This window comes from Actinoplanes sp. NPDC051405, assembly GCF_055586185.1.
In genome coordinates, this window is the sequence record NZ_JBVJIR010000002.1 from 428,260 (window position 1) to 441,084 (window position 12,825).

Here is a 12,825-nt window from a genome sequence, read left to right on the forward strand (position 1 = left end):
CCGCGGCGTTCAAAAAACCCTACAAGGCACTCGGCGCCATTGTGAGATCGCGATAGCGGGCCAGCACCAGGTCCTCCACCGCCGGGTCCGCGCACAGCGGCGGCGTCACCAGATCCGCGCCCGCCCGGTGCAACGACCGGTAGAACAATCCCTCGGCCAGCAGATAGGCCGCCACAGCGATCCGCCGGGCGCCCCGCTCCCGCAGCCCGGCCACCACATCAGCCACCCGCAGCTCAGCTCCCGAGGTGTAAGCCACATGCGCCCCCAGCCGCGCCGCGACCCCGGCGATGTCGGCCCGCCACGCCGGGTCGCTGGACCCCGCGGCCGCCAGCACGACCGCGTCCGCGTCCGCCCCGGCGATCCCCCGTTCCAGGCTGCGGGTCAGCAGCGGATCCGGCCCGAGCGGGGCCGTGGCCACAGCGTCGTTGGCCGCGACCGCCTCGGCGATGTCCACCCGGACGTGGTAGCCGGCCGAGAGCAGCAGCGGCACCACCACCGCCCGCAGGCCCTGGATCGCCTCGCCGACCCGGGGCTGCTGCACGTCCACATAGGCCAGCCGGACGTCCAGGTCGGGGCGGCGGCACGCGATGCGGTCCACCAGGTCGCGGATCTGCGCCTGGCCGGCGGCTGAGCGCGTACCGTGCGCGACCGCGAGCAGGACCGGCGGCCGGTCCTGCGGCGGGGCGGTCATCCGGCCTGCTCGTCGACGCGCAGCCGGTAACCGCGTTTGATGATGGTCTCGATGTGCCCGGCCGGGCCCAGGGCCGTCCGGAGCCGGGCGATCGCCACGTCGACGGCGTGTCCGTCGGTGCCCCGGGGCAGGGCGGCGGCGAGGCGGTCCTTCGAGACCACCGCGCCGGGGCGGCCGGCCAGGGCGGTGAGGATGGCCATCGCCGCCGGGGGCAGGGCCTGCAGCCGGCCGTCGATGAGGACGGCGTGGCCGCGGATCTCCAGGACCGTTCCGGCGACGCCGAGCCGGACGGCCCGGCGCGGTAGTTCGTCGGTGACGACCTTGACCAGGGCGCCCAGCCGGGACCGGTGCGGGGTGACCACGGGTACGTCCTGCTCGACCAGGGACGCGGCGGTGACCGGCCCGACGCAGGCGGCCATCGTGGCGCCGCGGAAGCGGTCGAGCACCTCGTCCGCGCTGTCACCGGCGATCTCCAGCAGAGCCTGCACGGCGGGGGCGCTGGTGAACGTCACGGCGTCGACCTGGCCGGCGGCGAGCTGGGCGACGAGACGCCGTACCGGGGCCACGTCCGGCGGCAGCGTCCACCGGTAGACCGGGACCTCCACGACCGCGGCCCCGGCAGCCCGCAGGGCGCCGGTGAACTCGGCCTGCGGGCCGCCGTGCAACTGCACGGCGATGCGCCGGCCGGCGATGCCCTGCTCCAGCAGCCGCTCGAGGATCTCCTCGGACGACTCCGACACGGCCGACCAGTCCTCGGTGAGGTCAGCGGCCCGGATCGCGCCGCACGGCTTGGCGCCGCGGGCGATGAGCCGGGCCCGGCTGAGTGCGGCCCGGAGCGTGTCGCCCATCCCCCAGCCCTCGGCGGCCTCCAGCCAGCCGCGGAAACCGATGCCGGTGGTGGCCACCACGATGTCGGGGGCCAGGCCCACGCAGGCCTCGGTGGCGGCGTGCAGCGCCTGGTCGTCGCCGAGCGGCACGATCGTGATCGCCGGCGCCACCAGCACCTTGGCGCCACGCCGCTCGAACAGGGCGGACAGTTCCTCGCGGCGCCGCTCGGCGGTCACGGCGATGGTGAAGCCGGCCAGCGGGGCGGCGGAGGTGTGGGGCCCGCCGACGCCCGCGGGCGTCACCGGCCCGGTCGAGTCGGCCATGGCAGCAGGCTCTCCACCAGCCATTACCTCCGGGGGTAGGACGTGTTACGACGGTGAAAACCATGACTCACTTCGCCGATCTTGACGCCGTGACACTCGTCTCAGCCGTTCGGGGTCGAATGTTTCGCCAAGATTGCTGACCACCCGGCCAAGAGGCGCGTCGCCGATGGACCGCGGGACGTTCGACGGGAGTATTCGCCCGAACCTCGTGGATGTGAGTGCTTTGAGACGTACCTTCACCCTGCTGGCCGTGGCCGGTCTCGGTGGCGCCGCCCTGCTGGTCCTGCCGAACGCGTCGGCCTCGGCCGTGCCGGACACCACACCGGCCCTGGTCGCCACCGGCGCCGACGCGATGCGCCTGGTCTGGCGTGGTGCCGAACCGCGCCGGCTCAACGAGCAGGTCTCGACGCTCGGACGCTGGGGCGAGCCGGCCGCGTTCACCGGCGCCCGGCCGCTGGACGACACCAGCGGCGTCGGGCTGGGCGCGGACCCGGCTTCCGGCCAGGTCCTGGCCGCGGCGGTCGCCGACGAGCAGGTCTGGGTGCGTACCGGAACCGGTGGTGCCTGGTCCGGCCTCGGCGGCTCCGCCACCGGCGCGCCGGCCGTCGCCGGTCTCGGCGGCGGCGCGTTCGCCGTCGTGGTCCGCGATGACGAGGGTACGGTCCGAGTCCGTCACCTGCGCGGCGGCAAGTGGAGCGGCTGGACGTCGCTGGGGGGCAAGTTCAGCACCTCGCCGGCGGCGGTGGGCCGATCGGGCAGCCTGGTGATCGCCGCGGCGGGCCGCGACCGCAAGGTCCGCACGACCGTGGTCACCGGCGACCGGTCCACGGGCTGGCGCAACACCGGCATCATCTCCACCGCCACGCCCGGCCTGGCCGTCGAGCCCGGCACCGGCAGGCTGCACCTGATCACCCGCAACCGCGACCTGACCCCCGCGGCCCGGGTCTCGGTCAACGGCGCCCGCACCTGGGGCCGGGCCACCCGCCTCGACGCCCGGCTGGGCTCGGGCATCGCCGCCGCGTCCGGCGCGTCCGGCGCGGTGGACATCGCCGCCCTGGGCCTCGACGGACGTGCGGTGCAGAGCAGCCTGCGCTCCGGCCGGTGGAGCGAATTCCGCCTGGTCGCGGCGAGCAGCACCACCGTGCTGCCGGAGACCGCGCTCACCGCGGTGACCGGCGACCCGGCCGGCCGGCAGACGCTGCGCTTCGCCGCCGGCGCGCGGCTGCCCAAGCCGGGCGAGATCCTCGCGGCCGGCAGCACCCCGGTCACCCCGAACGGCCTGCTGGTCAAGGTGGTGGCGGTCGACGGCCGGACGGTCGAGGCCGGGCCGGCGAAGCTCACCGAGGCGATCGCGGAGGCCACGATCGACGAGACGTTCGCCCTCGGGTCCGGCGACATCAACGCCCGCTCGGCCGGCGGGCCGGTGGTCCAGCCGATCAGGCGTACGGTGTCCTGCACCAACGCCGCGAAGGCGGAGATCACCGGTTCGATCAGCATCACGCCGAGCTTCGACTTCGACGCGTCGTGGAGCCCGCGCGGGGTCTCCGCCGTGTCCTTCACCGGGACGCTGACCGAGGACGCGCAGCTCAAGGCCTCGATCAGCGGCAGCGGGGCCTGCTCGCTCAAGGAGACGCCGCTGCTGGCGAAGCCGATCCGGTTCCAGCCGATCACCTTCTCGGCCGGCCCGGTGCCGGTCGTGATCACCCCGGAGCTCCAGCTCTACCTGGACGCCACCGGCTCGGTGCAGGCCGCGCTGGAGACCTCGGCCGGGCAGACGGCGTCGGTCAAGGCGGGCCTGGCCTACCGCGACGGTACGGTCAGCCCGGTCGCCGACTTCAGCACCAAGTTCACGTACCAGCCGCCGACGGTCAGCAGGAACGCGACCGCGCAGGCCGGGGTGGCACCGAAGTTCAGCTTCCTGATCTACGGCGTCGCCGGACCGCAGCTGAGCACCCGCGCGTACGTCCGCCTCGACGCCACGCCACAGTGGACGCTCAAGGCGGGCCTGAACGCGGGGGCCCGGCTGGTCGTCCCCCAGCTGGGCGTCGCCCACGGCAAGGACGACATCATCCGGTACGAGAAGACGCTCGCCACCGCCGGCAGCCCCACCACCGGGTCCAAGACGTCCATCTCGGCCAGCCGGGCCACCGCGAGAGTCGGTGACCAGGTCACCATCACCGGCAAGGTCCTCAACGGCGACGGCACCCCCGTGCGCGACGGTTTCCTCTACGTCGCGTGGCACTCCCCGAGCCGTACCGGCAAGGGCAAGGTGACCGACCTGCGGACGGCCGCGGACGGCTCGTTCAGCCTGACCGTGACCGTGGACGAGAAAGGCCGGCACTCGTTCTCGGCGACGTTCCCGGGCTCGGCGGACGCGGACAACGGCTCCGAGGCCTCGGTGGCGGTGACCGTCAGCTGACCCGTCCGGGGGCGGCCCGGCGTGCACCGGGCCGTCCCCGCGCCTGGCAGGATGCGACGGCATGGATGTGGTGCTGATCCTGCGCTACCGCAAGGCGGTCACGTACGGGTTCCACGTGCTGCTCGGCGCCCTCGAGGAGCACCGGACCGGGACCTCGTACGAGGTCCGCTTCGCCGAGTCGGCCGAGGCCACCGCGGCTGAGATCCGGGCGGCGGCCGGCTCGCGGGTGCTGGTGCTCTGGTCGTTCTACTCCCCCGACGCGGCCGCGCTGGCCGAGGAACTGGCCGAGATCCGCGCGCTGGCCGACGGCCCGCACGTCACCCACGTGGCGGGCGGGGTGCACGCCACCGCCGAGCCGGTGCAGACCCTCGACGCCGGCTGGGACGTGGCGGCGGTCGGCGAGGGCGAGGCCACATTGCTGCGCCTGGTCGACGCCGGTGGCGACCCGACGGGCGTGCCCGGCCTGGTCTACCGCGACGCCGGCGGCACCGTGGTGAAGACCGGCCGGGCGGCGCGGACCGGCTCCCTGGACGAGTTCCGCGGCTTCTCGCTGCGCTGGAACCGCTTCAACGCCCTGGAGATCACGCGTGGCTGTGTCTACGCCTGCCGGTTCTGCCAGACCCCCTTCATGTTCTCGGCCAAGTTCCGGCACCGCAGCGTCGCCAACGTACGCTGGCACGTCGACCGGATGCGCGAACGCGGCCTGCGCGACGTCCGCTTCATCACCCCGACAGCTCTGTCGTACGGCACCCAGACCGACGAGCCCAACCTGGCGGCGGTGGAGGAGTTGCTGGCGTCGTGCCGCGAGGGCATCGGGCCGCAAGGGCGGGTGTTCTTCGGTTCCTTCCCGAGCGAGATCCGCCCGGAACACGTGAGCCGCGAAGCTCTGCGCCTGGTCCGGCGCTACTGCGACAACACCAACATCATCGTCGGCGCCCAGTCCGGCTCGGACCGGGTGCTGACGGCGGCAAAACGCGGCCACGGCGTCGAGGAGGTCCGCCGCGCCGTCCGGCTCGGGCTCGAGGAAGGCTTCAAGATCAATGTCGACATGATCTTCGGCATGCCGGGCGAGGACCGCGCCGATGTGGAGGCGTCGCTGGGGCTGGCCCGTGAGCTGGCCGATCTGGGCGCCCGCATCCACGCCCACACGTTCATGCCGCTGCCGGGAACACCTTGGCGGGATGCGCCGGCCGGGGATGTCGACCCGGAGACGATCCGGGAGGTGGATCGGCTCTCGCAGCGGGGGGCGTTGTACGGGCATTGGCAACGGCAGCGGGACCACGCGAGCCGGCTCGCGGCGGCGGCCGAGGCCTACCCACGGCCGGGCCGGAGCCGCACGATCCTGCCGGTGCTGCCGGACAAGCCCTGATCAGCGGGCGGTCCCGGGATCGGCCCGCGGTCCTTTACGGCGCCGCGATCCTTTCTCGGCCAGCGGTCCGGATCGGCCCGCGGTCCCTTACGGCGCCGCGATCCTTTCTCGGCCAGCGGTCCGGATCGGCCCGCGGTCCCTTACGGCGCCGCGGTCAGCAGGCGGCCCGGGGATCAACCCGAGGTCAGCAGGCGGCCGACCGCGTCCGAGGCCTTCAGGGCTGAGCCGGTCAGGATGACCACGGTCGTCTCGCCGGGACGCAGGCTGCCGCGCCGCACGAACTCGCGGATCGCCGGGACCACGATGGAGCTGGTCGGCTCGGCGTACAGGCCGCGGCGGGCCAGCTCGAACGTCGCCGGGCCGATTGCCGCCTCGGGTACGGCCGCCAGGTCGCCCTCCGACTCGCGGATCGCCGCGAGCACCTCGCGGTCGCGGACCGGGACCGCGATCGCCGTACCCTCGGCGACCGTCGCGCTCCACCGCCCGGGCGACACCGCCGGGGCCCCGGCCGCGAAAGCGGCGACCAGCGGGCTGCAGTGCTCCGGCTGCGCGACCAGCAGCCGGGGACGGCGCCCGATGGCGCCGGACCGCAGCAACTCACCGAAACCGAGGTGAAAGCCCAGGACCAGACTGCCGGCACCGGCCGGCAGGACGATCGCATCCGGCGCGCGGAAGCCCAGGTCCTCCCAGATCTCGTACGCGAGGAGCTTCGTCCCCTGCAGAAAGTACGGGTGCCAGTTGTGGCTGGCGTAGAAGGTCGAAGCCGATCGGCGCACAGCCTCGTCAGCGGTGGCCTGCCGGCTGCCGGGCACCAGCTCCACGGACGCACCGTGCACCCGGCTCTGCTGGATCTTCGCCGGCGAGGTCGACTCGGGCGCGAGGATGGTGGCCCGGATGCCGGCCGCCGCGGCGTACGCGGCCACCGAGGAACCGCCGTTGCCGCTGCTGTCCTCCAGCATCTCGGTGACACCCTGCGTGGCCAGGGCCGACATCATCACGGTGGTGCCGCGGTCCTTGAAACTGGCGGTCGGGTTGAACCACTCCGGCTTGACCGACAACGGCACCCCGTCGACGTCGAACGGCAGCAGCGGCGTGAGCCCCTCGCCGAGGGTGATCCGCCGTCCGAGCGGCTGCGGCAGCGCGGCGGCGTAACGCCACTGCGACCGTACTGTGGTGTCCACGTCGTCCCGGGTGATGCCGGGCAGCGGCTCGACCAGCAGCGGCGATCCGTCGTCGCCGCGCCAGCGCGGCTCGTCCAGCGGGTAGCGGCGCCCGGCCCGGTCCACAAGCATGGACCGATCTTGCCAGATTTTTTCTGCCGAAGGACTTGGCACTCCCCCGGGGACAGTGCTAAAAAATGACTTGTCGCTGCTGCTCACCGCGGTGATGAAGCACCTCGATGCGCGGCGCGACCTCGGCAGATTTGATCTGAGCCGAGCGCCACGAGCCCGCCGGGCAGGCCGGCGGGCCACGTCGAGGAGGTGGATCCCGTGGTGCTGACTTTCGATCCTTTCCGCGAGTTCGACCGGCTGGCCGGGCAGATGTTCGGCGGAGCGGCGGGCAGCACGGCAACCCTGGCGATGCCGATGGACCTGTACCGCTCAGGTGACCACTTCGTCCTGCACTGCGACCTGGCCGGCGTCGACCCCGGGTCCGTCCAGGTGGACGTGGACAACCGGGTCCTGACGATCCGCGCCGAAAGAAGCGCGCGCACCGACGCCGACGTGCAGTGGGTCCGCCGCGAACGCGCAACCGGCACCTTCGAACGCCGGCTCACCCTCGGCGACGGTCTCGACCTCGACAAGATCGCCGCCACCTGGCAGGACGGCGTCCTGACCCTGACCATCCCGGTGGCCGAAGCCGCCAAGCCCCGCCGCATCGAGATCGCCACCGGCACGCCGGCCGTGACCAGTGAGGCCGCGCCGCAGCAGGCGATCACGAGCTCCTGACCGCACTCCTCCCGAACGCCCGGCGGGCGGTTACGCCCGCCGGGCACCAAGCTGAGGTCGGGGCTGGGCGGGCGGTGCGCTCGCCGGGCATCGATCTGCGGGCGGGCGGTGCGCCTGCTGAGCACCGAGCTGCGTGTGGGGCCCGGCGGGCGGTGCGCCCGCTGAGCAGCAAGCTGCGTGTGGGGCCCGGCGGGCGGTGCGCCCGCTGAGCAGCAAGCTGCGTGTGGGGCCGGACGAGCAGTGCGCCCCCGCCGAGCAGCAAGCTGCGTGTGGGGCCAGGCGAGCGATGCGCCGCCGAGTATGAGATGCGGCCCCGCCAGGAGCAGGCGGGCGATGCGCCCGCGGCGGCTGTGTGGAGACGAGACGGCTGAAGGTGCATCCGGCAGCGGGAGTCCGAGCGTGGGACGGGTTGGCGGACGATGCGTCCGCGGGGCAGGCTTACGCTGAGGCCGAGCCGACGGGCGGTGCGCCCGTAGCGGATAGGGAACCGCCACGCACGAGACTCCGGCCGGCGGGCGGTGCGCTCGCCGTGCGAGAAGGTCTGAGCGCGGGGATGCCGAGCGGGCGATGCGCCTGCCCCGGGAGAAGGTCCGACCGCAGGAACACGAGCGGGCGATGCTCCCGCAAGAGCAGCAGGCGACGGCGCCGGGCGATGCGCCCGGCGGCGATTCACGCCGCGCACAAGCCCCACATCGGCCGGCGATGCGCCCACCGGAGCGACGGGTCCGACCGCAGGGAAGACCGGCAGGTGATGCACCTGCGAAGACCGGGCATGCAGCGCGGCGACACCGGCGGATGATGCGGCCGTAGTGTCTCCTACGCCCCGCCTGAGGCCTACGTCGGCGGCGAGGCGCCCACCGGCGGAGGTCCAAGGCGAGGCGCCGCAGGAGCGGGTCCGAAACCGCCACGCAAGTGATCACAGGCCGGCGGGCGATACGCCCGCCGGCGCCGGCGCCGACAGCGCAACCCGTCCGGCGCGTGACGCGGCGACCAACCGCAGAACCCCATGCCCGGAGCCACAAGGACAACCGCCCGCCAGGTCTGCGCGGTTCGGTTCCGAAGCGCGCGGCCGCAGGGCTAGGGTCGGGATGATGAGCCCCGTCGAGCTCCGCCCCGCGAGTCACTCCGCCGCGCCCCTGTGCGGCGCGGGTGTGGACCGCTCAGGAGTCGCCGTGGCGAGCCGATAGGCCCGGGCGTGCAGGTACGTCCCGCAGTTGCCGCCGCGTTCGAGTCGTTGATCGCGGATATCTATGTACGTCATGACGGGCTGGCCGGGCGGGCCCGGCAGCTGGTTCGGCAGGCCACCGCCGACGGTGATCAGCGGCATGCCGATCTGGGGCGGCTGGTGCTGGCTGAGCTCGACAATCGTGGCGGGCGGGTCGCTGACGGGGTCCGGCTGGCGCGGGAGCTGCTCACCAGCAGCGAGGACCGGGTCGTTCTCGCCCACGCCCATGCGGTTGTCGCCGGCGGGCTGTGGCGGGCGGGCGACAACGCCGAGGCCGTGCGGCATGCGTATCCGGCCAACCGGATGCTCGGGGACGGCGATCCGCTCACGCTCCGGGTGGATCACGCGATCATTCTGGCTCTGCAGGTCAACGATCAGCGGATCGGCGGGATCTCGCACGGGGAGTTCGAGGCCGCCCAGCAGCTCGCCGATGCCTGTGGCCGGTCCGCGCTGATGCTGGCCAACTTGAACAACTGGGCCTGGTGTTCCTACACCCATGGTGATCTTGACAGCGCTTCGGCGCTGGTCGCGCGGATGCGGGCGCACAGCGATCAGGCCGGGGAGCCGTTGAATGCTTCCTGCGCCGACACCGTCGCCCGGATCTTGTTGGAGACGGGGCGGCCCGGAGAGGCCACTCTCGTGATCGAGGAGGCCATCGCCAGCGCCGCGCCGACCGATTCGGATGCGATTCCGGCTGCTTTGATCACGTTGGCCGATATCCAGCGGCGGGACGGCAATGTCGGCACCGCCATGCAGACCTTGGCCAGGTGCCGGGAGATCGCCGAGCGGGACCGGTTGCCCGATGTCGACGCGCTGGCGTTACGGATGCTGGCCGGTTGCCATGCCGAGCTCGGTGACTTCCAGGCCGCGTACCAGGAGATGGTGGATTTTCATGAGGCCTGGACCGTGCGCCGCAGCGAGCAGAGTGAGGTCATGGCCCGGGTCGCGCACGCGCAGTTCGCCGTCGACGAGGCGCACCGCAACACCGAGCTGTTCCGGGAGATGGCCGAGCGGGACGCGCTCACCGGGCTGTGGAACCGGCGCCGGTCGGACGCGCAGCTCTCCGCCGTGCTCGCCGCCGGGCGCCCGGCGGGGGTGGCCCTGCTCGACCTCGACCACTTCAAGCTGATCAACGACACCTGGACGCATGCCGTCGGGGACGTCGTGTTGTGCCGGGTCGCCGACATCCTGCGGTCGCTGGGCGGGCATGCCGGCCGGCACGGCGGGGAGGAATTCATCCTCGTGCTGGACGCCGCGCTGCCGGACGCGGCGGCGACCTGCGAGGCAGCCCGGGCGGCCGTCGCCGCGTACGACTGGGAGGCCGTCGCCCCCGGTCTGCGGGTGACCACCAGCATCGGGCTGACCTCGCTACGCCCGGACGACGACGTCCACTCGGTCGTCCGGCGGGCCGACGAACACCTCTACGCCGCCAAGCGGGCGGGCCGGGACCGGGTGGTCAGCGGCCCGTGACGTCGTCGCCGCGGTCCGGGCGCTGTCCGCGCAGCAGCTTGCCGCCGAGGTTGACCAGGTCGTCGCCGACCAGCAGCAGCTCGCCGACGTAGGCGGAGGCGCGGTCCATCACCAGCAGCGCCCGGTCCAGGTCCTCCTGGTCCTCGCGCAACGACCACAGCCGTTCGGCCTGCTCCCAGGCGTGGGCCCGGGTCACCGACACCAGCACCCGCTGGCTCCAGTCGTCCAGGTTGCCGACCAGGCGGTCGATCTTGAGCTGGAACGGTGTCGAGTAGCGCCGGCGCAGCCCCGGGATCTCCTCGAAGAAGATCTTGTTGACCAGCAGGTAGTCCGGGTGGATCTCGTCCGGATCCGGCGGGCCCAGCTGCTCCCACGTGCTGACCAGGGCGAGTGCCAGGTCGTGGTTGATGTGCGCGTTGACCCCCAGCATGGCGGCGGCCAGCGGGGTCACCCGGTCGTCCTGGGCGCGGCGGAAGAGCACCTCCCACGCGTCCGGGGTGGCGGCGTCGTCGTCGCCCCACAGCCGCAGCGCGGAGAAGTAGCGCTTGGCGAACTCGACGTCGAGCAGCTCCAGGAAGTCCTTGCTGCGCACGTCGGCGGTGCGCAGGGCCTGGGCCACCCGGTCGGTGATGGTGAAGTAGAGCGAGTTGAACGCGGCGACCCTGTTCTCCGCCGGCGGTGGCAGGCGGTCGAAGATCTGCTGCGCGGTGGTCAGGTGTTTGAGCACCGTGCTGATGTCGGGGCACTCGGCACCGCAGAGGTCCGCGACCTCGATGTGCGCGGGGGCCCAGCCGCGCCCCCGCGGCACGGCGGGCGTGAGCTGCAGGCGCTCGTCGCGCAGCACGCCGGCGCTGCGCTGGGCGTCGTCACGGTCGAAGGTGACTGTCATCGATTCCTCCACGCCGTACACCATGGAGAACACGGTCCCGGCTGACCAGGGTCCCGGCGGCTACCCGACAGTAAATGCCGGATTGACCAGCTCTGCGAAGCGTACGGCGTCGACGTTGCCGCCGGACAGAATGACCCCGGTCCGGCGCGGCAACGGCCGGACCCGCCCGGCCAGCAGCGCGGCGAGGCCGGTGGCGCCGCTGGGCTCCAGCACGATGCGCAGCCGCTCGAAGGCGAAGCGCATGGCGTCGCGGATCTCGTCGTCGCTGACCAGCACGACCTCGTCGAGCAGCCGGCGGTTGATCGAGAAGGTCAGCTCGCCGGGGATGTCCGCGGCCTGGCCGTCGGCGATCGTGCGGGGCACCGGCACGGCCACCCGCTCCCCCGCTGCCAGCGACCGCCGGGTGTCGTCGCCGGCCTCCGGCTCCACGCCGATCGTCCGGATCGCCGGATACAGTCCCTTGGCCGCCGTCGCGCTGCCGGCCATCAGCCCGCCGCCGCCCACCGGGGTCAGCAGGGCGTCCAGCTCACCGGCCTCGTCGAGCAGCTCCAGCGCGGCGGTGCCCTGCCCGGCGATCACGTGCGGGTGCTCGTACGGCGGGATCAGCGCCAGCCCCCGCTCGGCCGCCAGCGCGGCACCGAGAGCGACCCGGTCCCCGGTGTAGCGGTCGTAGGTGACGATCTCGGCGCCGTAGCCCGCGGTGGCCTCCTGCTTGGACGCCGGGGTGTCCGCCGGCATCAGGATGACCGCGGTGGTGCCGAACTCCCGGGCGGCCAGCGCGACCGCCTGCGCGTGATTGCCCGACGAGTACGCGGTGATGCCCCGGGCCCGCTGCCCGGCGTCGAGCCGGGAGACGGCGTTATAGGCCCCGCGGAACTTGAAGGCGCCGATCCGCTGGAAGTTCTCGGCCTTGAGGTGCACCTCGGTGCCGGCCAGCCGGTCCAGGGTGCGCGAGCGCAGCACGGGCGTGCGGTGCGCGACACCCTGAATCCGAACTGCGGCCTCGTAGACATCGCCGAGCGAGACACTCACGCGGCGGCACCGCGCAGGATGGCGTCCACCAGGTGCTCGGCGAAGTTGTCCTCGGGGACCTGCGGGTTCCAGTGCATCATGTTCTGCATCGCGGTCGGGCCGGAGAGCATCAGCAGGGTCAGCTCCACGTCCAGGTCGGCGCGCAGCTCGCCGCTCGCGATGCCCCGGCGCAGCACGCCGCGCATCACGTCACGCCGCGGCTCGATGACGCCCTGGTAGATCCGCCGCATCTCGGGGCTCTTGGCGATCTCCGGCAGCAGGCACATGGTGACCTTGCCGTAGTGCTCCATCCGCTTGTTGCGCATGGCCGCGATCAGCATGACAAGGTCGTCGCGGACCGACTCGCCCACCGGCTCGGGCAGCGGGCCCTTCATGGTGGCCACCGCGTCGACGAGCAGCGCCTCTTTGTTGGGCCAGCGCCGGTAGATCGTCGCCTTGCCCACGCCCGCCTTGGCCGCCACCGCCTCGATGGAGACGGCGTCGGCGCTCTGGCCCGCGCTGAGCAGGTCGAAGACCGCCTGGATGATGGCCTGGTCGGCCTGCGCGTTGCGCGGCCGGCCAGGAGCCTTGCGGTCCTGGCCGGCCGGTTCCTGCACGCTGACCGTCGTCATGGGCTCCATTGTTACCGAG

At 72.9% G+C, this 12,825-nt stretch carries 10 protein-coding genes; 4 read left to right on the forward strand and 6 right to left on the reverse strand.

Going from position 1 to position 12,825, the window contains the following annotated elements:
* Positions 1-19 precede the first annotated feature (19 nt).
* Positions 20-691: a sirohydrochlorin chelatase gene (locus tag ACZ6S4_RS06440; RefSeq protein WP_465473895.1), complete on the reverse strand. Its 672-nt coding sequence runs from the start codon at positions 689-691 to the stop codon at positions 20-22.
* A complete protein-coding gene (locus tag ACZ6S4_RS06445) occupies positions 688-1,842 on the reverse strand; it encodes a uroporphyrinogen-III synthase (RefSeq protein ID WP_465473896.1) in 1,155 nt (384 codons plus the stop codon). The genes ACZ6S4_RS06440 and ACZ6S4_RS06445 overlap by 4 nt, the downstream gene beginning before the upstream one ends.
* A 214-nt stretch (positions 1,843-2,056) precedes the next feature.
* Between ACZ6S4_RS06445 and ACZ6S4_RS06450 the strand changes: the two genes are divergently transcribed.
* Together ACZ6S4_RS06450 and ACZ6S4_RS06455 are read left to right on the forward strand one after the other, a co-directional pair.
* A complete protein-coding gene (locus ACZ6S4_RS06450) occupies positions 2,057-4,261 on the forward strand; it encodes a DUF8189 domain-containing protein (RefSeq protein WP_465473897.1) in 2,205 nt (734 codons plus the stop codon).
* 61 nt (positions 4,262-4,322) lie between these two features.
* On the forward strand, positions 4,323-5,630 hold the full coding sequence (locus tag ACZ6S4_RS06455; RefSeq protein WP_465473898.1) for a TIGR04013 family B12-binding domain/radical SAM domain-containing protein: 1,308 nt from the start codon (positions 4,323-4,325) through the stop codon (positions 5,628-5,630).
* A gap of 173 nt (positions 5,631-5,803) precedes the next feature.
* Here the strand turns inward: ACZ6S4_RS06455 and ACZ6S4_RS06460 are convergent, their stop codons facing one another.
* Positions 5,804-6,922 (reverse strand): threonine synthase, encoded by a 1,119-nt coding sequence (locus tag ACZ6S4_RS06460; RefSeq protein ID WP_465473899.1) that lies wholly within the window; start codon positions 6,920-6,922, stop codon positions 5,804-5,806.
* A gap of 198 nt (positions 6,923-7,120) precedes the next feature.
* Between ACZ6S4_RS06460 and ACZ6S4_RS06465 the strand changes: the two genes are divergently transcribed.
* Both ACZ6S4_RS06465 and ACZ6S4_RS06470 read left to right on the forward strand, forming a co-directional pair.
* Positions 7,121-7,579: an Hsp20/alpha crystallin family protein gene (locus tag ACZ6S4_RS06465; RefSeq protein ID WP_465473900.1), complete on the forward strand. Its 459-nt coding sequence runs from the start codon at positions 7,121-7,123 to the stop codon at positions 7,577-7,579.
* A gap of 1,195 nt (positions 7,580-8,774) precedes the next feature.
* A complete protein-coding gene (locus ACZ6S4_RS06470) occupies positions 8,775-10,274 on the forward strand; it encodes a tetratricopeptide repeat-containing diguanylate cyclase (protein ID WP_465473901.1) in 1,500 nt (499 codons plus the stop codon).
* Here ACZ6S4_RS06470 and ACZ6S4_RS06475 read toward each other — a convergent pair.
* Genes ACZ6S4_RS06475 through ACZ6S4_RS06485 form a run of 3 tightly spaced genes read right to left on the reverse strand, consistent with a single transcriptional unit; the run spans position 10,261 to position 12,806 of the window.
* On the reverse strand, positions 10,261-11,163 hold the full coding sequence (locus tag ACZ6S4_RS06475) for a DUF5995 family protein (RefSeq protein WP_465473902.1): 903 nt from the start codon (positions 11,161-11,163) through the stop codon (positions 10,261-10,263). The two genes, ACZ6S4_RS06470 and ACZ6S4_RS06475, sit on opposite strands and share 14 nt — an antisense overlap.
* 60 nt (positions 11,164-11,223) lie before the next feature.
* Positions 11,224-12,195 carry a pyridoxal-phosphate dependent enzyme gene (locus ACZ6S4_RS06480; protein WP_465473903.1) on the reverse strand — a complete coding sequence of 324 codons (972 nt, stop codon included), beginning with the start codon at positions 12,193-12,195 and terminating at the stop codon, positions 11,224-11,226.
* Complete coding sequence (locus ACZ6S4_RS06485; protein WP_465473904.1) at positions 12,192-12,806, reverse strand: TetR/AcrR family transcriptional regulator; 615 nt, start codon at positions 12,804-12,806, stop codon at positions 12,192-12,194. Before ACZ6S4_RS06485 ends, ACZ6S4_RS06480 begins: the two co-directional genes overlap by 4 nt.
* Between the last annotated feature and the right edge of the window lie 19 nt (positions 12,807-12,825).